This window comes from Salinisphaera aquimarina (genome assembly GCF_042643355.1).
Classification (GTDB): domain Bacteria; phylum Pseudomonadota; class Gammaproteobacteria; order Nevskiales; family Salinisphaeraceae; genus Salinisphaera; species Salinisphaera aquimarina.
In genome coordinates, this window is sequence record NZ_JBHRSS010000003.1 from 475,161 (window position 1) to 495,154 (window position 19,994).

Genomic DNA, 19,994 nt, shown 5'->3' on the forward strand with positions numbered 1-19,994 from the left:
TTCCCCTTGATTGGGATCATTGGCCGGCGTACCGGCGATAACCTGATGTGAGCGTCCACGAAAGGACTCTGCGCGATCAGACCACCGCGGCAACAGCAGGTTCCAATGCGATGCACGCGGTCAAGCCTGTCCCGGCCCCTCCATAAGACGCTTCTGCGCGGCCAGCACGGCCTCGCCCTCAGCCGGCCGCGCGCGCTGGTAGCTTCCGTCACTGCCGAGCAGCCATGCCTGGCTGTTGTCGGCGAGATACAGATCCAGCTCGCGACTGACCCGATCATATAACGCCGGGCGGGTCACGGGGAAGCAGGTCTCCACGCGGCGAAAGAAATTACGGTCCATCCAGTCGGCGCTGGCCAGATACAGTTCGGGCTCGCCGTCATTGTCAAAACGGAACACCCGCGTGTGCTCGAGAAAACGCCCCACCACCGAGCGCACACGAATGGTTTCGGACACATCCGGCACGCCGGGGCGCAAACAGCACACCCCGCGCACGATCAGGTCGATCTCCACGCCCGCCTGCGAAGCCGCATAGAGCGCCTGAATGACCTGCGGCTCAACCAGCGAGTTCATCTTGGCGACGATGCGGGCGGGCCTGCCCCTCTCGGCATGCCCGGCCTCCCGTGCGATCTTGTCGATGATCGCCGGATGCAGACGAAACGGCGCATCGAGAATGCGCGCCAGTCCGGACACCTTGCCCAGACTGGTCAGCTGCAGGAACATCTCGTGCACGTCGTTGCCGAGATCCGGATCGCAGGAGAACAGCCCGTAGTCGGTATAAAGCCGCGCGGTCTTGGGATGATAGTTGCCGGTGCCCAGATGAACGTAGTTGTGCAGGCCGTCGGTCTCGCGACGCACGATCAGGGTCATCTTGGCGTGCGTCTTGTAACCGACTACGCCGTAGACCACGTGTGCGCCGGCCGCCTGCAGGCGGTTGGCGAGGGCGATATTGTCGGCTTCGTCGAAGCGCGCGCGCAGTTCCACCACCACCGTGACTTCCTTGCCGGCACGGGCAGCGTCCACCAGCGCGTCGACCACCGCCGATTCCGGCCCGGTGCGATACAGCGTCTGCTTGATCGCGAGCACGCGGGTGTCGGCGGCCGCGCGACGCACGAAGTCGATCACCGGCAGAAACGAATCGAAGGGATGATGCAGGAGCACGTCATGGGCCCGGATTTCGGCGAACAGATCGGCGTTGGGGCCGAGTTCGGCGGGCAGGCGCGGCGTGTAGGCGGAATATTTCAGATCCGGCCGGTCGACCGTATCCAGCAGCGACATCAGCCGGTTGACGTTGACCGGGCCGTTGACCTGATACAGATCCTCCCGCCCCAGGATGAAACGGGCCAGCAGATAATCCGACAGTTCCTGCGGGCAGTTGTGCGCCACTTCCAGGCGTACACAGTCGCCGTAGCGGCGTGACGGCAGCTCGCCTTCGACCGCGCGCAGCAGATCGTCGACCTCTTCCTCGTCGACGAACAGATCCGAGTTGCGCGTCACCCGGAACTGATAGCAGCCGGAGGTGCCCATGCTGGGAAACAGATCGCCCACATGCTCGTGGATGATCGACGACAGGAACACGAAATCGTGCGTGCCGCTGCCGCTCTCCTGGGCCGGCAGCTGGATCACCCGCGGCAGGGCCCGCGGCGCCTGCACCACGGCGTGTTCGATCTTGCGCCCGAAGCCGTCGGTGCCGTCGAGCGAGACGATGAAATTCAGCGATTTGTTGAGAATGCGCGGAAAAGGATGCGCAGGATCCAGGCCCAGCGGGCTGATTACCGGTAACAACTCTTCCTCGAAATACTCGGCCAGCCAGGCCCGCTGCTCGGCGTTCCATTCGGAACGGCGCAGGAACCGGATGCCCTGGCTCTCCAGAGCGGGAATGAGTTCGTCGTTGAGCGTGGCGTACTGCTTCTCGACCAGTTCATGAGCGCGCGCACCGATCACGCGCAGGGCGTCGCTGGGCGCGCGGTTGTCGGCATCGGTGGGCGCATTGACCAACTCGGCCTTCTGCTTGAGCCCGGCCACGCGCACCTCGAAGAACTCGTCCAGATTGGTCGAGGAGATGCACAGGAACTTGAGCCGCTCGAGCAGCGGCACGTCCGTATCGCGCGCCTGCTCGAGCACGCGGTCATTGAATTCGAGCAGCGACAGCTCTCGATTGATGAACAGTACCGGCGCGTCCAGCGGTGTTTCCGGCACGGGCATATTGGAGGCTGCAGTCATGCGTGGCGTATTCTGTTGAGCCGGCGCGGGCAGCGCCGGGAAAAGAGTGTCAAAGTCTGTCCATCGAAAATGAATGGCTGATGACGACAGCTATCCAACCACGCGCCGGTGCACCGGCGCCCTGCCGGCCAGGGCAGCCCGGGCGGCGGTCGTGGCGACATTGGGCACGGCTAGGCATGTATTCGTCAGTCATTGGCAATCAAGCGCGCGTCGCGCGCGTGCGAACCAGGCGTCCCTGAATAACAACCGCACATGACAGATTCATGACAAAAACGTTACGACATTTCGACTATTACCAGATCGACGCCTTCACGAGCCGCGTGTTCTCGGGCAATCCGGCCGCCGTCGTCATTCTCGACGCATGGCTCGACGATAGCACCCTCGCCGCGATCGCCGCGGAACACAATCTGTCCGAGACCGCGTTCATCGTCCCCGGCGAGCAGGTCCACGCGCTGCGCTGGTTCACGCCCGCCTGCGAAGTCGAGCTGTGCGGTCATGCCACGCTGGCCAGCGCCTACACGCTGCTGTATTGCCGCGACGGCTTCTCGGCGCCGCTGCGATTCTCCACCCGGCATGCAGGTGAACTCGGCGTCGACGTGGCCGACGACATGCTCTGGCTCGATTTCCCGGCCCGCCCGGCCACGCCATATACCGGCGACACCGATGAACTGGAGACGGCCTTGGGCGCACGGCCCCGGCAATGGCTCGCTTCCAGCAATCTGCTGGCCGTGTTCGACAACGCCTCCCAAGTCGCCGCGCTCGCGCCGGACCTGCGCGCCCTGGCCCGCTATTCGGCCCGCACCGATCTGGGCTTCATCGTCACCGCGCCGGCCGATCACGACGAGTACGATTTCGTCTCCCGTTATTTCGCACCCCACCACGGGGTCGACGAGGATCCGGTCACCGGCTCCGCACATTGCACGCTGGCGCCTTACTGGGGCGAGCGGCTGGGCAAGACCGAGCTGCTCGGTCGTCAGATCTCGCGGCGCGGCGGTCGCGTGGCCTGCCGGCTGGCCGGCGAGCGCGTGCATCTGGGCGGCCACGCCGCGCGTTATGCCGAAGGCCGACTGTTTCTCGATCCTCTGGAGCCCGACTGCTCATGACTCAATTCGCCCTGGTCGCGGCCAGCATCTACGGCCTGCTCGGCGTCGTCCTCGGCGCCTTCGGCGCGCATGCACTTTCGGCCCGGCTGTCGCCGGAAATGCAGTCGATCTGGCATACCGCCGTGCAGTACCAGTTCTTCCACGTCGCCGCGCTGCTGGCCGTAGGCGTGCTCGCGCGTCAGGGCATGACCAGCGGCGCGTTGTCGGTCGCCGGCGTCTGTTTCACGCTGGGTACGCTGGTCTTTTCGGGCAGTCTGTATCTGCTCGCGCTGTCCGGCGTGCGCTGGCTCGGCGCCATAACCCCGTTGGGCGGCGTGCTGCTGATCCTGGGCTGGCTTGCCCTGCTCTGGGCCGTGACGCGCGGCTGAAACCCGCAACCGATCAGAGAGTGCGCAGCACCGTCATCGCTTTCTCGACATGGCGGGCCGCCGCGAGCTGGGCCTGATAGCGCATGACGATCACGCCGTGACGATCGATCACGAAGGTCACGCGGTTGGCCAGCACGCCCAGCGCGCGGCCGACACCGAAGGCTTGCGACAGGCTGCCGTCATGGTCTGAGATCAGCGGAAAGGTCAGCGCGTGGCGCTCGGCAAAATCGCGATGACTGGCGTCGTCATCCGCGCTCACGCCGATCACCTGTGCATCCAGGGCATTGAATTCGCCCAGATGGTCGCGGAAGCTGCAGGCTTGGCGCGTACACACCGGCGTGTCGTCACGCGGATAGAAATACACGACGACCGGCCGCGCATCGGGCTCGGCCGCGGTATTGACGCGCTCGCCATCGTGGGCGATACGGTCGATGACCGGCGCCTGATCGCCTGTGTCGGGATGTGCCATTGTGTTGCCCTTGATCGTCTAGCCGAAAATCGCGCGCCAGAGCACGACGGTGACGATGAACGCCCCCGCCAGCCCCAGACCGATGCCCATGGCGCCCGGCCATTTCGATTGTTTTTCCTCGGTCGCGGTGACCTCTTCCAGCCAGCGCCGCATGACCTGCTCGTTGCGGCGATTGGCTTTCCAGACCAGATCGAACAGATCCCCCGCCACCGGCACCAGCCCGACCACGAAGTCCACGCCGACGTTGGCTCCCATGCGCATCCAGACCCGCTTGGGCGCACCCAGTCGCAGCGCCTCGGCCACCATCAGGCTCGACAGGCCCGCGCCGACCAGGTCGCCGGCAAAGGGGATCAGGCCGAACAGTCCATCCACGCCGACCCGCTTGCCGATCACGGGAATACGGATTGCGTCATCCAGCCACCAGGCCAGCCGGTCGATACGGGCCAGACTGGCGCGGCGTTTGGCATGCAGCGCAGGAGAAGATTCGTCAACGTTCATTGGGCTCGGGTAAAGGCCGATACGGATTTTCGAGTATACGGCAGCAGTGCCTCGGAACTGTTGCCATTTCACGTGACGCCGTGTCGATGGCCGCCGCCGGCTACGTGAAACACCGGCCGCGCCGTGCCCTATCCGCAGCGCAGAAGGCCGCGAAAAACGAATCCGTCACCGCCAAACATTTGCTTTCCCAACCACATGCGTATCATTCGCGCGCATCGAGGTTTTGTTTTTGTCTAACGCGGTCCAGACATATCGATGAAAAAACTGCTGTTTATCCTGCTCATCGCCCTCGTGGCGTTTATCGGCTATGCGCTGTTCTGGCCCTCCAGTTTCGCGCCGGTGGCCTGGAACGCGCCGGACGTGCGGGCTACCCCGAGCGCGCCGGCGGCCGATGACGAGAAACTCGCGAACGCGACTCGGCTGGCCGATGGCGTCGCCCGCGGCCCGGAGGACGTGGCCGTGGATGACCAGGGCCGTATCTACGCCGGCTACGAAGACGGCACGATTCGTCGTTTCGATGCCGACGGCAACAACGGCGAGGTTTTTGCCACCACCAACGGCCGGCCGCTCGGGCTGGCATTCCAGCGTGCCCCGCTGTTCGACGACGGCCCGGCCGCCCGGAGCACCGGCGGCGACGCGAACAATGAAGACACGACGCAGCCGCCGCAGCAGACGCTGATCGTGGCCGACGCCGACAAGGGCCTGCTGGCCATCGACGCCGGCGGCGATATCACGGTACTCACCCACGGTGCCGGCGATGCCGCTTTCGCGTTCACCGACGATGTCGACGTGGCCGACGACGGCACGATCTATTTCACCGACGCCTCGAGCAAGTACGGCAAGAACAACTACCGGGCGGATATCCTCGAGCACGGCGGCCACGGGCGGCTGCTCAAGTACGACCCGAAAACCAGACAGGCCAGTGTGCTGCTCTCGGGTCTGCAGTTCGCCAACGGCGTCGCCGTGGGCCCCGACGATGCCTATGTGCTGGTCACCGAGACCGGCAGCTATCGCGTCACCCGCTACTGGCTCACTGGCCCGAAGGCTGGCCAGCACGATATCTTTGTCGACAACCTGCCCGGTTTCCCCGACGGTATCTCGTTCAACGAGAACGGCACCTTCTGGCTGGCCCTGTTCGCGCCGCGTGATCGCACCCTCGATTGGCTCGCCCCCTATGCGTGGCTGCGCAAGATCGTGTTCCGTCTGCCCGAAGCGATCCAGCCGCAGCCTGCACACGTCGGCCATCTGCTGGGACTCGATACCGACGGTCGGATCGTCACCAACCTCGAGGACAGGCGTGCCGAAGCCTTCGCCCCGGTCACCAGTGTTCAGCAGGTCGAGAACACGCTCTATCTGGGCAGTCTGACCGCGGATTCGTTCGCGCGCCTGCCGGTACCGTGAGCGCGGCACTCGAACAGGCCCTGTGTGCGTTGCGCGACGAGCGCGCAGCCATCAGGGCGCGCGCCACACCGGCATTCGACAACCAGCTGGCGGCCGTGCGCACATGGCAGTCCGCCCGGATCGCCGCGCTCCACCGGCCGGTCGCCGAGCGCTACGACGGCCACGCATTACTCGACTTTCTCACCCATAGCTTCTATCTGGAAGCCGACTGGTCCGAGTTGACCGCCCGGCCCGAGCGCGTGGCCAAGCGCATCGGGCGCATCATCAGCGACGCCCGGCCGCTGGTGATCGCGGTGCGGCTGCAGGCCAGCGCGGATACGCTCGACGCCGCCGTGAGTGACGCACTGCTGACCCGCGCCGATACGACCGCCGATACGACGGTCATCACGCCCAGGGCCTACGTGTCCGCGTTTCGCCAGGTCGGCGAAGCCGATCTGCGACGCCAGCAGATCCTGTGGGTGCAGGAACTCGTCGACCTGCTCGGCGGCTATGCCGACAACCGCGCTGCCTACTGGGCCTTCAAGCTGGCCTCGGGGCCGGCACGGGCGCTGGGCATGGGCCGCACCTACGGCCTGCTCGCCGACGGATTCGCGGCCATGCGCGCGACCCGCGATCTCGAGGGCGCAACCCGCGACGCGGTCGCCCTGCAGCAGCGCTTGCTCGGCCGTCTTCTGGACGAAAAAACGAATGCCTGAGCGGTGTTGCCAAGGCGCAAACGCTCACGCATGCTCTTCGCACATCCAACCCCCGGTGCACACATGACCATCACTATCGCCGACGCGAGCCTTGTTCCCATCGTTTCCCTGGTCGCCGGCATTGCGATCCTGCTGGTGCCGCGGCTGCTCAACTATATTGTCGCGGCGTATCTGATCCTCATCGGCGTACTGGGGCTGGTGAACTTCTAGGTCGGCTCCAGACCCTGCAGGCGCCGTTCACCACGGCGGCCCGGAGCAAACGTGTTATTGCGGCCGGTGATTGGGTAGCACGAGCGCCAGCACCACGGCGACGGCACCGCCGCCGGCCGCCACCCACAGCGGCGCCGACGCGCCCCAGACCTGTGCCACCGGCCCCAGCGCCATGACCCCGACCGCGCCCAGCGCGTTGGCCAGCCCCAAAGCCAGGCCGGAACCGAACGAACGGTTCTCTGGCAGCATGTCCTGGGCGACGACGATCGTCAGCGGCAGGGTGGCGAACAGGGCGATCCCCAGCAGCGCCAGTACCAGCCACAGCCAGACGCCGGACAGCTGCAGGAAGGCGAGCATCAGCAGGCACGACGCCACCATGGCCCCGACCAGAATCGGCCGTGTGCCGTAGTGGTCACTGAGCCGCCCGCCGGCCAGGTTGCCGACAATGCCGACCACCATGAGCACGGTGATGAAGCTCGCCCCGGCGGTAAGCGAGCCGCCGGCCTGCGCCCAGATGACGGGCACGAAAGTAATCACGCAGAAAATCATCAGCGCCCGCAACGCGCAGAACCCCACCAGCAGGGATAACGGCCCGGCGTGGCGGCGCCACTCGATCGGTGCCTGACCGACCGCGCGGGCCGGCAGCGACGGCGCCCAGCGCAGCAGCCACGGCACGGTGATGATGGCTGGCAGGGCCAGTATCCACAGCGCGCCCAGCCCCCAGCTCACCACGACCCAGCTCGCCAGCAAGGGCCACACGCCGCGCCCGATCTCTCCGCCCACCAGAAAATACGACATGGCCGTGCCTTGTCGGGCCGCGGACAGGCGCCGCACCGCGGCCAGCGCCTGCGGATGAAACAGCGAGTTGGAAATACCGATGAGCACCAACACACCGATCAGGAATACCGGCCCGTCGACCACGCTGATGAGGGCGCCGCCCAGCGACGAGCCGAGCAGGCCGGCGAACACCATCACCCGGCCGCCGATGCGATCGGCCAGTAATCCGAAAAAAGGTTGCAGGCCCTGACCCACGAGCAATGCGGCCATGATCGTGCCGGCCAGGGCCACCGACAGATTCATCTGAATCAGCAGGGCGGGCAGGATACCCGGCAGATAATTGGCCGCGCCGTCGTTGAGAAAATGCGCCCAGCTCAGGCCGGACAGACGCACACCGGCCGAGGCGGTGCGCGGCCGTGTCTCGGGCAATGCACTCGCCATCCGTCATTCCCTTGTCTGAAAGTGATCGTCTTCAGCGCAACCGCATGAAGACAGCAAAAACCGGTCAGGCCAACCGGGCCACTGCCCGCGACGGCCGGATCAAAAGCGTACTTGACTGTGTATCAGGCTCAGTTCGTTCGTTTTACTTCGCCCTGACCCTGACGCCGGAGCCAAAACGTTAACGCAAAGGCACCAAGACGCGAAGAAGACAAAACAGCGCACCATCGAAAGTCGTGCCTCATTTTTGCGGCTTTGCGTGAGTAATGCTCTTTCCCCAAGCTAGCCGCCCGCTTGCGACAAGCGGACGCTTGCTGACATTCGCACAGAACCACAAAGGCACGTGGATTCGCGACTAGAGCATGCCGACCTGAAGCTTGGCGGCGTCGCTCATCATCTCCATCGTCCACGGCGGTTCGAACACGAGTTCGACCCGGACCTGGTCGACGGTCGGCACCATGGCGACCTTGCTGCGTACGTCGTCGACCAGAATATCGCCCATGCCACAGCCGGGTGCGGTCAGCGTCATGTCGATATCGACAACACGCGACTCCGGATCACTGTGATCGAAATCGCATTGATAGATCAGGCCGAGATCCAACAGATTGATCGGGATCTCCGGATCGAACACGGTCCGAATCTGGTCCCAGACCAGCTTTTCGACGTCCTCGTTGCCGGCGCCTTCCGGCAGCCGCAGCGGCTCCGGCGGCTCTTGACCGATGGCATCGGCGTTCTCGCCCGCGATACGAATGAGGTTGCCGGCGATATAGACGGTGAACGACCCACCCAGCGCCTGGGTGATGTTGCCGTGCGTCCCGACCGGGATTTCGACCGTATCACCGGCAGGAATCAATACCGCTTCGCAGTCGCGCTGGAAGGTGACGGGTTCGTTTGAAGGCATCTGCATGGCTAAACCATTTGCACTGCAAGAATGAGTCCTATTCTACCAAGGCCGCGGCGCCCCTGTCTGATAGGATTGCAGGCATGAAAAAATCTCTTCTTGTGGTCGCCCACGGCAGCCGCCGGGACGCGTCCAACGACGAGGTCCGCGCGCTCACCGAGCGCGTGCGCGGCGCCTCCGATGAACGTTTTGCGGCCATCGAATGCGCGTTTCTCGAACTCGCCGAGCCGTCTATTCCCGACGGCCTGCAGCGGCTGATCGACGACGGCGCCCGGCATATCACGGTGCTGCCGTATTTTCTCGCCGCCGGCCGGCATGTGATCGAGGATATTCCCGAGGAAGTCGCGGTCAAGCAACGCCAGCATCCGGAGGTGCATATCGAGATCGCGCCGTATCTGGGCACCTCGAAAACCATGCCCGGACTGCTGCTGAGCATGCTTGCCGACAGCGCCACGGCCGACAGTTGATGAACGACATCGCCGACAACCGCCGCTTCTGGCTGGGCTGCAACGCCGTACTGCTCGTGCTGCACGCATTCGGTCTGTTCTTCTACGTGCGCCACGGCATCGGTCATCCGGTCGCGGAGCTGTGGGTCATCGTGGTGATGATTCACATGCTGGAGTTTCCGCTGGCTTTCATCGCGGTACGCGATCGGCGCGTACGCTGGGGCACGACCATCATGGCCACGCTGATCTTCGGCTTCACCTGGTGGGTGCCCACGAGACGGGGCGTATTCCATGGGTGACGTGTTCAATCCGATCCGCGCGGCGTTGATCTGCGGCATCGGCGTCGCGCTGGTGTCGCTCACCGGCGCCGTCTTTCCGCCCGGCGCCTGGTATGCGGAGCTGGCGCAGCCGGCCGGCACACCGCCGGACATCGCGTTTCCGATCGCCTGGACGCTGCTCTATATCGGCATGGCGATCGCGGCATGGCGGGCATGGCGCGCCGACGGGATAGGCAAGGCGTTGGGCCTGTTCGTGCTGCAACTGCTGCTCAACGCCCTGTGGATGCCGGTGGCTTTCGGCGCCCAGGCGCTGGGCTGGGCGATGCTGGTCATCGTGGTGCTATGGCTGGCGCTGGCGGCCACGCTCGTCGCGTTCTGGCGGGCCGACCGCCTCGCCGGCCTGCTGCTCGTGCCCTATCTCGCCTGGGTCAGCTACGCGGTCTATCTCAATGCCGGACTGCTCTGGCTCAACTGACCGCGGCAGGAACGCCTATCAGGCAACGATAATCCGAGGACCCGTCATGGCGTTTGTCGACAAGTACGGCCCCTGGGCTCTGATCACCGGCGCCTCCGCCGGCATCGGCGCAGAGTTCGCCCACCAGCTGGCGGTCCGCGGCCTGAACGTGGCGCTGGTGGCCCGGCGCGGCGAGCGTCTCGAGGCCCTGGCCGAAGACATCGAACTCAAGCACGACGTCCGCACGCTGGCGATCGTCGCGGATCTGACCGCCGCCGATTTTCTCGACACGATCACCGCCGCGCTGGACACACGCCACGTCGGCCTACTGGTCAACAACGCCGGCTCCGGATTCACCGGCGCGTTCCTCGATCACGATCTCGACGCCGAACTGAACATGCTTGCCCTGAATTGTCGCGCGCCGCTGATTCTGGCGCATCATTTCGGCCGGCGCATGCGTGACCATCGCCGCGGCGGCATCATCATGCTGGCCTCGATCGCCGGCATCGTGCCGACGCCGCTGTTCGCCCACTACAGCGCGACCAAGGCCTGGAACCGCTTCCTCGGCGAGGGCCTGCATGAAGAACTCGCCCGCGACGGCGTGGATGTCGTCTCTCTGTGCCCAGGCCTGACCCGGAGCGAATTCTTCGAGCACGCCAACGTCGACCCCAGCGGCTGGCCGGCGCCGCTACGGGCGACGATCATGACCCCGAAACACGTAGTCAAGGCCGGCTTGAAGGGTCTCGGCAAGCACTCGCAGGTCGTACCGGGCTTGTCCTATCGCATGCTCATGCGGGCCTCGCGGCTGGCGCCGGGCAGCCTGCCGCCCTGGATCGTCGATCGGGTGATGCGCTTCGCCCTGCCCAGAACCCACTAGGACTCGCCGAGCCGCGCCCACCGGCGGCGCACCACACTATTGGACGCTGTAAAGAACGGCTTTTTTGCGGGCGTCGACAAGGGACGCGTGCCGCATTGTGGGCAAGCCAAATTGAATGCATAATTCAAAATAGGAAGGAAAATATAGCAACTGGAAAGCCGCTCATGGGACATGAAACGCTGGCCCGACAGGCACATGCCGCGCCCACAGGCGCGGGCCCCGCGGACGCCACCGACAGCCGGCTGGCCCGCCGGCTGCGCACCGAACTCGAAGGCGATGTGCTGTTCGACGATTTCTCGCGCGGGCGCTACAGCACCGACGCCTCGATCTACCAGATTCGCCCGCTCGGCGTGGTGGTGCCGCGCACCCAGGACGATGTCCACAAGACGCTCGCGATCGCACGTGACGCCGGTGTGTGCGTGTTGCCGCGCGGCGGCGGCACCTCGCAGAACGGCCAGACCGTCAACGAGGCGGTGGTCATCGATACCAGCAAGTATCTGAACAATGTGGTCTCGCTGGATACCGAGAACCGTATCGCCGTGGTCGAACCGGGGCTGGTGCTCGATCACCTGAACGCGCACCTCAAGCCACACGGCCTGATGTATCCGGTGGATGTCTCGACCAGCGCCCAGGCCACGCTCGGCGGCATGGCTGGCAACAACAGCTGCGGCACGCGCAGCCTGCGCTACGGCAACATGGTGCACAACGTGCGCGCCCTCGATGCGGTGCTGGCCGACGGCAGCGCCCACCACTTCGGCCGGCTCGACGATGAGGCCGCCCTGGCCGCGGCCAGCCCCGCCTACCGCGCACTGGCCCAGCAGATGACGGCGCTGCACGCCCGCGAAGCCGACGAACTGGCGCGCTATTTTCCGGACGTCAACCGGCGGGTCGGCGGCTACAACCTCAACGAACTCGCCGCCAATATTCCGGGCCGGCATCCGAATCTGGCCAAGCTGCTGATCGGCTCGGAAGGCACGCTCGCCTTCTTCCAGAGCATCAAGATCGACCTGCAGCCGACCGTGACCCACAAGGTTCTGGGCATCTGTCATTTCCCGACCTTCCGCAAGGCCATGGAAGCGGCCAAGCCGATCGTGGCGCTCAAGCCCGCGGCGGCCGAATTGGTGGATGCCACGCTCATCGAGCTGGGCCGCGAGATCGATATTTTCCGGCCGGTGATGGAGCGCTATATCCGCGGCCAGCCGCAGGCGGTATTGCTGGTCGAGTTCGCCGGCGACAACTACGATGAACAGGTCGGCCATCTCAGACGTCTGGGCGAGCTGATGGCGGATCTGGGCTATCCCGACGGCGTGGTCGAGGCGCTCACGCCGGCCCAGCAGCAGGAAATGTGGGGCGTGCGCAAGGCCGGGCTCAACATCATGATGTCGATGAAGGGCGACGGCAAACCGGTATCGTTCATCGAGGACTGCGCGGTGCCGCTCGACGACTTGCCGGACTATACCGAGCGGCTGACCGAGGTCTTTCACAAACACGGCACCGAGGGCACCTGGTATGCCCACGCCTCGGAAGGCTGTCTGCATGTGCGCCCGATCATCAACCTCAAGGACCCGGCCGGCGCCCCGAAAATGCGGGCGATCGCCGAGGAAGCCTTTGCCATGGTGCGCGAGTACAAGGGCTCGCATTCAGGCGAACACGGCGACGGCATCTCGCGCTCGGAGTTCCACGAGGCGATGTTCGGCACGCGCCTGGTCGAGGCTTTCGGCGAGATCAAGCACGGCTTTGACCCGAACGGTCTGTTCAATCCGCACAAGATCACCGACCCGCTGCGCATGGACGATACCCGGCTGATGCGTTTCAAGCCGGACTACAGGATCATCCCGCTGAAGGCGACGCTCGACTGGTCGGCCCACGGCGGCTTCGCCGGCGCGGTGGAGATGTGCAACAACAACGGCGCCTGCCGCAAGTTCGACGCCGCGGTCATGTGCCCCTCCTACCGCGCAACCCGGGACGAGCAACACGTCACCCGTGGGCGTGCCAACTCGCTGCGTCTGGCACTGAGCGGCCAGCTCGGTGACGACGCGTTCACCTCACCTGAAATGTACGACACGTTGTCGCAATGCGTGAGCTGCAAGGGCTGCAAGCGCGAATGCCCGACCGGCGTGGACATGGCCAAGATGAAGGTGGAATTCCTGCATCATTACCACAAGCGCCACGGCCGCAGCCTGCGCGACAAGCTCATCGCCGAGCTGCCCCGCTACGCACCGAAGATCGCCTGGCTGGGCTGGCTGCTCAACCTGCGCGACCGGATTCCGGGGCTGGCGAAACTCAGCGAGAAGATCACCGGTTTTTCCGCGCGTCGGCCGCTGCCGGTCTGGCATGCGAAACCGTTTCGTGAGCGCGCCTCGACGGGCACTGCCCGGGTGGGCGAAGTGGTGCTGTTCGCGGATACCTTCAGCCGCTGGCAGGAGCCGGACAACCTGCGCGCGGCGGCCAAGGTGCTCAGCGCGGCCGGCTATCAGGTGCATATCGCCAGCCCCGAGGACGGCGGCCGGCCACTGTGCTGCGGGCGCACCTATCTGGCGGTCGGCGATACCGACAAGGCCCGCGATGAAGCCCAGCGCACGCTGCGCGCGGTCGCCCCCTACGTGGCCCGCGGTGTACCCGTGGTCGGCCTCGAACCGTCCTGCCTGCTGACCATGCGCGACGAGTTTCGCTCGCTGCTACCCGGCAAGCCGGCCGAGGAACTGGCCGCCAACGCGCTGCTGTTCGAGGAATTCATCCAGCGCGAACACGACGCGCAGCGCCTGCAGCTGGAATTGACGCCCATGCCCGGCCAGAGGGCGCTCGTGCACGGACATTGCCACCAGAAGGCCTTCGGCGTGTTCTCCAGCGTCGAAAAGACCCTGCGCCTGATCCCGGAACTGGAGGTGGAAACCATCAACTCGACCTGCTGCGGCATGGCGGGCGCCTTCGGCTATCAGGCCGAACACTACGATACCTCGATGGCCATCGGGGAGCTCGGCGTGCTGCCGGCGGCGCGGGCCGCCGGCGACGATGTGCACCTGGTGGCCGACGGCACCAGCTGTCGTCATCAGATCCACGACGGCGCACGGCGCCGGGCCGTGCACGCCGCGGTACTGCTCGCTCGTCAGTTAAAAGGACGTGCTGCGGCGTAGACCGTAGCGGAGCATCCGGCGCCGGTCTGCTACCGTCACCGGGCGATAACTACCGGGAACGCATGGCCAGCGGCATGGCTATTGCGTTGATGATGTTCGATCACAACGACTTGAGCGACATGGACAAGATCAGACAGGGCTCTCTCTACGGCGAAGCGGCGCAGCGCATCCGCGCCATGATCAACGAGGGCCGGCTCGAGCCCGGCATCCGCGTGCCGGAGAAGCAGCTCTGCGAGCAGTTCGGCATCTCGCGCACCCCGCTGCGCGAGGCGCTCAAGGTGCTCGCATCCGAAGGCTTCGTCGAACTGCTGCCCAACCGTGGCGCACGCGTGGTCAAGCTGACCCGGCGCATGCTCGAGGACACGCTCGACGTGATGAGTTCGCTGGAGGGCCTGTCGGGCGAGCTTGCCTGCCGCCACGTCAGTTCCGAGGAGATCGAGACCATTCGTGCGCTGCATCAGAAGATGCTGGAGCACTACCAGCAGGGCGACCTCGCTGCCTATTTCGACGTCAATCGCCGTATTCACGAAACGCTGGTCGCGGCCGCGCGCAACCAGGTCCTGTTCGACATGTATCAGAATCTCAACGAGCGCGTGCGTCGGTTTCGTTTCTCCGCGGAAATGACCCCGGAGCGCTGGGCCGTGGTGGTCGATGAGCACGAACAGATGATCGACGCCCTGCAGGATCGCGACGGCGCGCGGCTGGGCGCCATCCTGCGCGGCCACCTGAGCCACAAGCTGGATTTTTTCGCCGACGACCACGACGATGACACGGAACTCGCAAGCTAGGCGTGCGCGCGAATCGAGCACGGCCGACACGCATACGCCGATGGCCCTGAACATCCCCGCCGAGGTCGGCATGCCACTCGCCGAAGTGGACACGCCCTGTCTGCTGGTCGACCTCGACGCGATCGAGCACAACATCGAGCGAATGGCCCGCGTTGCGGCCGAACACGGTGTGCGCCTGCGCGCCCACGCCAAGAGCCACAAGAGCCCGGATATCGCCGCTCGCCAGATTGCGGCCGGCGCGGTCGGGGTGTGCTGCCAGAAGGTCAGCGAGGCCGAGACGATGGTCCGCGGCGGCGTGCGCGACGTGCTGATCTCCAATGAAGTGGTCAATCCCCGCATGCTCGCGCGCCTGGCCGCGCTGGCGGCAACGGCCCGGGTGATCGTTTGCGTCGACGATGCCGACAATATCGCCGCGCTCGAGGCCGCGGCCGCGCACTGCGGTACAACCGTCGAGGTACTGGTCGAGATCGACGTCGGTGCCGGGCGCTGCGGCGTCGCCCCCGGCGCGCCGGCCTGTGCGCTGGCGCGCGCCATCGCTGCGGCACCGCATCTGCGCTTTTCCGGCCTGCAGGCCTATCACGGCCCTGCCCAGCATGTACGCGCCTTCGGCGACCGCGAGGCGCTTATCGAACGCGCGATCGCGGCGACCCGCGACACCGTGGCGCAACTGGCCGCCCAGGGACTGGACTGCGACATCGTCGGCGGTGCGGGCAGCGGCACCTATCGCCTCGAGGCGGCGAGCGGCGTCTACAACGAACTGCAGTGCGGCTCGTATGTGTTCATGGACGCCGACTATCAGCGCATCGTCATGGCCGACGGCCGCCCCACCGACGATTTTCGCAACAGCCTGTTCCTGTACACGACGGTGATGAGCAAGACCAAGGCCGACAAGGCCATCTGCGATGCCGGCCTGAAGTCGCACAGCGTCGATTCGGGCCTGCCGGTTGTGTTCGGCCGCGACGATATCGAATATATCGGCGCCTCGGACGAGCACGGCGAACTCGGTGATCCGCACGACCGGCTCGTCCTGGGCGACCGGCTGATGCTGATTCCGGGCCACTGCGACCCGACGGTGAACCTGCACGACTGGCTGGTGGGCATACGCGGCGATCGCGTGGAAACGCTATGGCCGGTGGCCGCACGCGGAATGAGTCTCTAGCTGCGCGTCACGGCGTCGCCGGCAATCACAGATCCAGCACGGCGATACCGGCACGCGCGATCTGTTCGTCCTGATCGGGCTTGACGCCCGACACGCCGACCGCACCGACAACGGTATCGTCCACCCGGATCGGCAGGCCGCCGGTCATCGTCGCCGCAAGCGCCGGCACCGACAGATAGGCATGGCGTCCGCCGTTGATCATGTCCTCGAACACACGCGTGTCCTTGCGCCCGAGCGCGGCACTTCGTGCCTTGTGGCGGGCGACCGCGCTGGCCATCGGCGCCGCCCCGTCGAGGCGCCGCAACGCCAGCAGGTGGCCGCCGTCATCGACGACGGCAATGGCGACCACCCAAGCGTTGGCGTCGGCCTCGCGCCGGGCGGCGTCCAGAATTTGCTCGGCGTCGGCGAGCGACAGAACCGGTTTGTAGCGCATCCGCTTGCCCCGCTGTGGCAGCCGCGGCGCGGCCTAGGCCACGGCTCCGCGGGCACGCAGCGACGCCAGGCGTTCGGCGTCGATGCCCATGTCGTTAAGCACTTCCTCGGTATGTTCGCCCAGCAGCGGGCTGGGCCGGCGGATCTGCTGCGGCGTGGCCGAGAACTTGCTGGCAAAACCCAGCGTCTTCACGGTGCCCGCCGTGGGGTGATCGAATTCCTGCACCATGCCGCGCTCGACGTAGTGCGGATCGGACAGCGCCTGCGAGAAGGTGTTGATCGGCCCGGCCGGCACGCCGGCCGCGTCACAGCGCTGGCGCCAGTAGTCGGTGTCCTCGGCGACGAATATCTCCTCGATGAGGCCTTCCAGCACCTCGACGTTGCGACCGCGGTCGGTGTTGGTGACGAATCGCGCGTCCTCGATCCACTCGGGCCTGTCGATGACATCGTTGCAGAAGCGCTCCCAGGTTCGCTGGTTGGCGCAGCCGAGCATGAGATAACCGTCGCGGGTCGCCAGCGCCTGATACGGCGCCGACACCCGGTGCCTCCAGCCCGTGGGCTGCGGCTCGCGCCCCGCGCCGAAATAAGCGGCCGCTTCCCAGGTGCACCAGGGCAGGCCGCATTCGGCGATGGCGATATCCAGATGCTGGCCTTCGCCGGTCTTCTCGCGATGGATATAGGCAGCGAGGATGGTATAGACCGCGGTGATGCCGGCACCGATATCGTAGACGGCCACACCGGTCTTGAGCGGCCGGCGCCCGGGCTCGCCGGTCATCGACATCAGCCCGGTGCTGCCCTGGGCGACCAGATCGAAACCGCCCTTGTTGCGATAGGGCCCGGTCTGGCCATAGCCGGAGATCGAGCAATAGATGAGGCCGGGATTGATCTGCTTGAGGGTCTCGTAATCGACCTTGAGCGACTGGGTGACGCCGGGGCGGTAGTTCTCGACGACGATATCGGCCTCGCGCGCCAGTTCGTAGAACAACTCTCGCGCCTCCTCGTCCTTGAGATTGAGGGCGATGCTGCGCTTGTTGCGGTTGATCTGCATGAAGCAGGTCGACTCGTCCTCGACGTACGGCCCCATCTGGCGCGAATCGTCGCCGCCGTTGATCTTCTCGACCTTGGTCACTTCGGCGCCCATGTCGGCCAGCACCATCGAGCAATAGGGCCCGGCCATGATCTGGGACATATCGAGAACGCGCAGCCCTTCCAGCGGTAAGCTCATCTTGATCCTCTCCAGTGTCTATTCAGCGGCCTTGCCAGCTGTAGGAACCCTTGTCCAGGAACGCCGCCACCGCGCCGTGAAAGTCGTCGCTGGTATAGCAGGACCGGATCAGGTCCTCGCCCTCTTCGGGGGCGATACGCCGGGCCTCGTGAATGCGCCGGATGGCGGTCTTGGTGGCGCTCACCGTCAGCGGTGCCATGGTGGTCAGGCGTTCGGCGACAGCGTCCACCTCGGCTTCCAGCGCGTCGGCGTCGAACACGTCGTTGACCACACCCGCGGCGAGGCACTCGTCGGCCTTGAGCAGGCGCGCCAGCATCAGCACTTCCTTGGCCCTGGGCGTGCCCAGCAGGTCGATCAGACGGGCGAAATTGGCCATGGACAGACAGTTGCCGAGCGTCTTGGCGATCGGAATGCCCAGACGCAGCCTGTCGTCGGCATAGCGAAAATCACAGGCCAGCGCGAGCGCCGCGCCGCCGCCCACGCATACGCCCTGCAGCATGGCGATGGTGGGCCGCGACAGCCGTTCCAGCCGGCCGACCACACGGTCGATGCGCTGTTCGTAGGCCACGGCGTCGTCGCCGGACTCGAAGTCGCGGAACTGGGCGATATCGGTGCCGGCCACGAACGCCTTGCCACCGGCGCCGCGCAGGATGACCACGCGGATCTCGTCGTCGGCGTCGATCGCGTCGCAGGCCGCCTCGAGGCGTTCGTACATCGTCCAGGTCATGGCGTTGTGCACGTCCGGACGATTGAAGGTGATGATGGCGCGTGCGCCGGATTTATCGAACAACAGGGGTTCATCGTCCATCGTCGTCTCCCGATCTTCCGAGCTATCAGTAGCCATAGACCAGATGCACCAGCGCCAGGGCGATGCTCGGCACGTAGGTATTGATCATCAGCAGTGCGAACAGCACGCCGATGAACCACAGATTGACGCGGCTGGTCCGCCAAACATCGGCCTTGGCGATCGAACAGGAGGTGATCAGCACGCTGGCCACCGGCGGCGTCTGCTGGCCGATGGCCAGATTCAGGGTGACGATCAGGCCGAAATGCACCGGATCGATGCCCACCGCATGAATCAGCGGCATGACGATCGGCACGACCAGGATGATGGCCGCCGCCGAGTGCAGGAACATGCCCAGAATCAGGAAGAAGACGTTGAGCAGCGCCAATACCGCGTAGGTATTGGTGGTGATGCTCTCGATGCCCGCGGCAAGCTGCTGCGGCAGCTGTGCTTCGGTGAAGTAGTCGCCGACCAGCGCCGAGCTCGCCACCAGCAGCATGACCACCGCCGTCTGGATGCCGCCTTCAAGACAGGCCTTGTAGAGCACGCGCAGATTCAATTCGCGATAGATCAGACCGCTGATCAGCAGGGCGGCGACCACGGCCAGGCCCGCGCCTTCCGTGGCGGTAACGAAACCGCCGAAGATGCCGCCCAGAATGATCACCGGGATGGTGAGTGCCCAGAACGCGTTCTTGAACGCTTCGACCAGGCGCGACACCCGAAATCTTTCCTCGACCGGGTAGTTGTTGCGGCGTGCCAGGAAATAGGCCATGAAAGCCAGGCCGAGCGCCCCGAGCAGGCCCGGAAACACGCCGGCAATGAACATCTTCACCACCGACTCCTGTGCCATGACGGCATACAGGATCATCGGAATGGACGGCGGCAGGATGATCGCAAGACTGGCCGCCGACGACGAGATCGCCGCCGAGAATTCGCGCGAATAGCCTTTCTTGCGCATCGCCGGGATCAGCACGCTGCCCAGCGCCGCCACACCGGCGACCGCCGAACCCGATATTTCGGCAAAGAAGATCGACGACCCGATCGTGACCAGGGCCAGACCGCCGCGAATGAAGCCGACCATGGCCGAGGCCAGATCGATCAGCCGGCGCGCGATGCTGGAGGCGTTCATGATCGCACCGGCCAGCACGAACAGCGGAATGGCGAGCAGCGGAAAGCTGGTGGCGCCGTCGTACATGGTCAGCGCCACGTTCGGCAACGACGAGGCACCGTAGCTCAGATAGGTGCCGGTCGCGCCGACGATGGCCAGCGCTACGCCGATCGGCACGTTGATGAGAATGAGGGCCAGCAGCCCCAGCAGCATGAGAGTGATGGCCATC

Annotated in this window: 21 protein-coding genes; 12 read left to right on the forward strand and 9 right to left on the reverse strand. The window is 65.5% G+C overall.

The annotated features are described in order from the left end of the window. Positions 1-120: 120 nt before the first annotated feature. Positions 121-2,220 (reverse strand): polyphosphate kinase 1, encoded by a 2,100-nt coding sequence (ppk1, locus tag ACFOSU_RS05680; RefSeq protein ID WP_380687354.1) that lies wholly within the window; start codon positions 2,218-2,220, stop codon positions 121-123. A gap of 263 nt (positions 2,221-2,483) precedes the next feature. Here ppk1 and ACFOSU_RS05685 point away from each other — a divergent pair, with 263 nt between their 5' ends. Together ACFOSU_RS05685 and ACFOSU_RS05690 are read left to right on the forward strand one after the other, a co-directional pair. Then, positions 2,484-3,323, forward strand: coding sequence for a PhzF family phenazine biosynthesis protein (locus tag ACFOSU_RS05685; protein WP_380687356.1), 840 nt, complete (start codon positions 2,484-2,486; stop codon positions 3,321-3,323). After that, positions 3,320-3,691 (forward strand): DUF423 domain-containing protein, encoded by a 372-nt coding sequence (locus ACFOSU_RS05690; RefSeq protein ID WP_380687358.1) that lies wholly within the window; start codon positions 3,320-3,322, stop codon positions 3,689-3,691. Before ACFOSU_RS05685 ends, ACFOSU_RS05690 begins: the two co-directional genes overlap by 4 nt. 13 nt (positions 3,692-3,704) lie before the next feature. Here ACFOSU_RS05690 and ACFOSU_RS05695 read toward each other — a convergent pair whose 3' ends face one another. After that, positions 3,705-4,160 (reverse strand): peroxiredoxin, encoded by a 456-nt coding sequence (locus ACFOSU_RS05695; RefSeq protein ID WP_380687360.1) that lies wholly within the window; start codon positions 4,158-4,160, stop codon positions 3,705-3,707. An 18-nt stretch (positions 4,161-4,178) separates the two neighbouring features. Then, positions 4,179-4,658 (reverse strand): DUF4112 domain-containing protein, encoded by a 480-nt coding sequence (locus ACFOSU_RS05700; RefSeq protein ID WP_380687362.1) that lies wholly within the window; start codon positions 4,656-4,658, stop codon positions 4,179-4,181. Between the two features lie 255 nt (positions 4,659-4,913). Between ACFOSU_RS05700 and ACFOSU_RS05705 the strand changes: the two genes are divergently transcribed. The 3 genes from ACFOSU_RS05705 (at position 4,914) to ACFOSU_RS05715 (ending at position 6,964) form a co-directional block, all read left to right on the forward strand. Then, positions 4,914-6,059 (forward strand): SMP-30/gluconolactonase/LRE family protein, encoded by a 1,146-nt coding sequence (locus ACFOSU_RS05705; RefSeq protein ID WP_380687365.1) that lies wholly within the window; start codon positions 4,914-4,916, stop codon positions 6,057-6,059. Then, the gene (locus ACFOSU_RS05710) at positions 6,056-6,754 is read left to right on the forward strand and encodes an FFLEELY motif protein (RefSeq protein ID WP_380687367.1); all 699 of its coding nucleotides are present in this window, start codon (positions 6,056-6,058) and stop codon (positions 6,752-6,754) included. The genes ACFOSU_RS05705 and ACFOSU_RS05710 overlap by 4 nt, the downstream gene beginning before the upstream one ends. Positions 6,755-6,817: 63 nt before the next feature. Then, a complete protein-coding gene (locus ACFOSU_RS05715) occupies positions 6,818-6,964 on the forward strand; it encodes a DUF3096 domain-containing protein (protein WP_380687369.1) in 147 nt (48 codons plus the stop codon). Between the two features lie 54 nt (positions 6,965-7,018). Here the strand turns inward: ACFOSU_RS05715 and ACFOSU_RS05720 are convergent, their stop codons facing one another. Together ACFOSU_RS05720 and sufT are read right to left on the reverse strand one after the other, a co-directional pair. Further along, positions 7,019-8,182 carry an MFS transporter gene (locus ACFOSU_RS05720; protein WP_380687372.1) on the reverse strand — a complete coding sequence of 388 codons (1,164 nt, stop codon included), beginning with the start codon at positions 8,180-8,182 and terminating at the stop codon, positions 7,019-7,021. 352 nt (positions 8,183-8,534) lie between these two features. Then, positions 8,535-9,086 (reverse strand): putative Fe-S cluster assembly protein SufT, encoded by a 552-nt coding sequence (sufT, locus tag ACFOSU_RS05725; protein ID WP_380687375.1) that lies wholly within the window; start codon positions 9,084-9,086, stop codon positions 8,535-8,537. A gap of 11 nt (positions 9,087-9,097) precedes the next feature. Between sufT and ACFOSU_RS05730 the strand changes: the two genes are divergently transcribed. The 7 genes from ACFOSU_RS05730 to ACFOSU_RS05760 all read left to right on the forward strand — a co-directional run bounded on the left by ACFOSU_RS05730 (position 9,098) and on the right by ACFOSU_RS05760 (position 16,216). After that, positions 9,098-9,547, forward strand: a complete 450-nt coding sequence (locus tag ACFOSU_RS05730) for a sirohydrochlorin chelatase (RefSeq protein ID WP_380687377.1) — start codon at positions 9,098-9,100, stop codon at positions 9,545-9,547. Beyond that, positions 9,547-9,825 (forward strand): hypothetical protein, encoded by a 279-nt coding sequence (locus ACFOSU_RS05735; protein ID WP_380687379.1) that lies wholly within the window; start codon positions 9,547-9,549, stop codon positions 9,823-9,825. The genes ACFOSU_RS05730 and ACFOSU_RS05735 overlap by 1 nt, the downstream gene beginning before the upstream one ends. Then, positions 9,818-10,279: a TspO/MBR family protein gene (locus ACFOSU_RS05740; protein WP_380687381.1), complete on the forward strand. Its 462-nt coding sequence runs from the start codon at positions 9,818-9,820 to the stop codon at positions 10,277-10,279. Before ACFOSU_RS05735 ends, ACFOSU_RS05740 begins: the two co-directional genes overlap by 8 nt. Positions 10,280-10,325: 46 nt before the next feature. After that, positions 10,326-11,135, forward strand: coding sequence for an SDR family NAD(P)-dependent oxidoreductase (locus ACFOSU_RS05745; protein WP_380687383.1), 810 nt, complete (start codon positions 10,326-10,328; stop codon positions 11,133-11,135). A gap of 164 nt (positions 11,136-11,299) precedes the next feature. Then, on the forward strand, positions 11,300-14,269 hold the full coding sequence (locus ACFOSU_RS05750; RefSeq protein ID WP_380687385.1) for an FAD-binding and (Fe-S)-binding domain-containing protein: 2,970 nt from the start codon (positions 11,300-11,302) through the stop codon (positions 14,267-14,269). Positions 14,270-14,343: 74 nt separating this feature from the next. After that, positions 14,344-15,057 (forward strand): GntR family transcriptional regulator, encoded by a 714-nt coding sequence (locus tag ACFOSU_RS05755; RefSeq protein ID WP_380687387.1) that lies wholly within the window; start codon positions 14,344-14,346, stop codon positions 15,055-15,057. A gap of 40 nt (positions 15,058-15,097) precedes the next feature. Beyond that, a complete protein-coding gene (locus ACFOSU_RS05760; RefSeq protein WP_380687390.1) occupies positions 15,098-16,216 on the forward strand; it encodes a DSD1 family PLP-dependent enzyme in 1,119 nt (372 codons plus the stop codon). Positions 16,217-16,241: 25 nt separating this feature from the next. On the opposite strand, the gene ACFOSU_RS05765 is transcribed toward ACFOSU_RS05760, so the two are convergent. Genes ACFOSU_RS05765 through ACFOSU_RS05780 form a run of 4 tightly spaced genes read right to left on the reverse strand, consistent with a single transcriptional unit; the run spans position 16,242 to position 19,993 of the window. Further along, positions 16,242-16,649, reverse strand: coding sequence for a GlcG/HbpS family heme-binding protein (locus ACFOSU_RS05765; protein ID WP_380687393.1), 408 nt, complete (start codon positions 16,647-16,649; stop codon positions 16,242-16,244). A 33-nt stretch (positions 16,650-16,682) separates the two neighbouring features. Continuing rightward, a complete protein-coding gene (locus ACFOSU_RS05770; RefSeq protein WP_380687395.1) occupies positions 16,683-17,873 on the reverse strand; it encodes a CaiB/BaiF CoA transferase family protein in 1,191 nt (396 codons plus the stop codon). A 22-nt stretch (positions 17,874-17,895) separates the two neighbouring features. Further along, positions 17,896-18,681, reverse strand: a complete 786-nt coding sequence (locus ACFOSU_RS05775; RefSeq protein ID WP_380687397.1) for an enoyl-CoA hydratase — start codon at positions 18,679-18,681, stop codon at positions 17,896-17,898. A 25-nt stretch (positions 18,682-18,706) separates the two neighbouring features. Next, complete coding sequence (locus tag ACFOSU_RS05780) at positions 18,707-19,993, reverse strand: TRAP transporter large permease (RefSeq protein ID WP_380687399.1); 1,287 nt, start codon at positions 19,991-19,993, stop codon at positions 18,707-18,709. Between the last annotated feature and the right edge of the window lies 1 nt (position 19,994).

Coding starts and splice junctions, on each gene's coding strand:
- ACFOSU_RS05735 (WP_380687379.1), top strand. CDS start 9,547: ATGAACGACATCGCCGACAACCGCCGCTTCTGGCTGGGCTGCAACGCC.
- sufT (WP_380687375.1), bottom strand. CDS start 9,086: ATGCAGATGCCTTCAAACGAACCCGTCACCTTCCAGCGCGACTGCGAA.
- ppk1 (WP_380687354.1), bottom strand. CDS start 2,220: ATGACTGCAGCCTCCAATATGCCCGTGCCGGAAACACCGCTGGACGCG.
- ACFOSU_RS05690 (WP_380687358.1), top strand. CDS start 3,320: ATGACTCAATTCGCCCTGGTCGCGGCCAGCATCTACGGCCTGCTCGGC.
- ACFOSU_RS05750 (WP_380687385.1), top strand. CDS start 11,300: ATGGGACATGAAACGCTGGCCCGACAGGCACATGCCGCGCCCACAGGC.
- ACFOSU_RS05770 (WP_380687395.1), bottom strand. CDS start 17,873: ATGAGCTTACCGCTGGAAGGGCTGCGCGTTCTCGATATGTCCCAGATC.
- ACFOSU_RS05740 (WP_380687381.1), top strand. CDS start 9,818: ATGGGTGACGTGTTCAATCCGATCCGCGCGGCGTTGATCTGCGGCATC.
- ACFOSU_RS05760 (WP_380687390.1), top strand. CDS start 15,098: ATGGCCCTGAACATCCCCGCCGAGGTCGGCATGCCACTCGCCGAAGTG.
- ACFOSU_RS05745 (WP_380687383.1), top strand. CDS start 10,326: ATGGCGTTTGTCGACAAGTACGGCCCCTGGGCTCTGATCACCGGCGCC.
- ACFOSU_RS05780 (WP_380687399.1), bottom strand. CDS start 19,993: ATGGCCATCACTCTCATGCTGCTGGGGCTGCTGGCCCTCATTCTCATC.
- ACFOSU_RS05715 (WP_380687369.1), top strand. CDS start 6,818: ATGACCATCACTATCGCCGACGCGAGCCTTGTTCCCATCGTTTCCCTG.
- ACFOSU_RS05695 (WP_380687360.1), bottom strand. CDS start 4,160: ATGGCACATCCCGACACAGGCGATCAGGCGCCGGTCATCGACCGTATC.
- ACFOSU_RS05685 (WP_380687356.1), top strand. CDS start 2,484: ATGACAAAAACGTTACGACATTTCGACTATTACCAGATCGACGCCTTC.
- ACFOSU_RS05775 (WP_380687397.1), bottom strand. CDS start 18,681: ATGGACGATGAACCCCTGTTGTTCGATAAATCCGGCGCACGCGCCATC.
- ACFOSU_RS05720 (WP_380687372.1), bottom strand. CDS start 8,182: ATGGCGAGTGCATTGCCCGAGACACGGCCGCGCACCGCCTCGGCCGGT.
- ACFOSU_RS05755 (WP_380687387.1), top strand. CDS start 14,344: ATGGCTATTGCGTTGATGATGTTCGATCACAACGACTTGAGCGACATG.
- ACFOSU_RS05765 (WP_380687393.1), bottom strand. CDS start 16,649: ATGCGCTACAAACCGGTTCTGTCGCTCGCCGACGCCGAGCAAATTCTG.
- ACFOSU_RS05705 (WP_380687365.1), top strand. CDS start 4,914: ATGAAAAAACTGCTGTTTATCCTGCTCATCGCCCTCGTGGCGTTTATC.
- ACFOSU_RS05700 (WP_380687362.1), bottom strand. CDS start 4,658: ATGAACGTTGACGAATCTTCTCCTGCGCTGCATGCCAAACGCCGCGCC.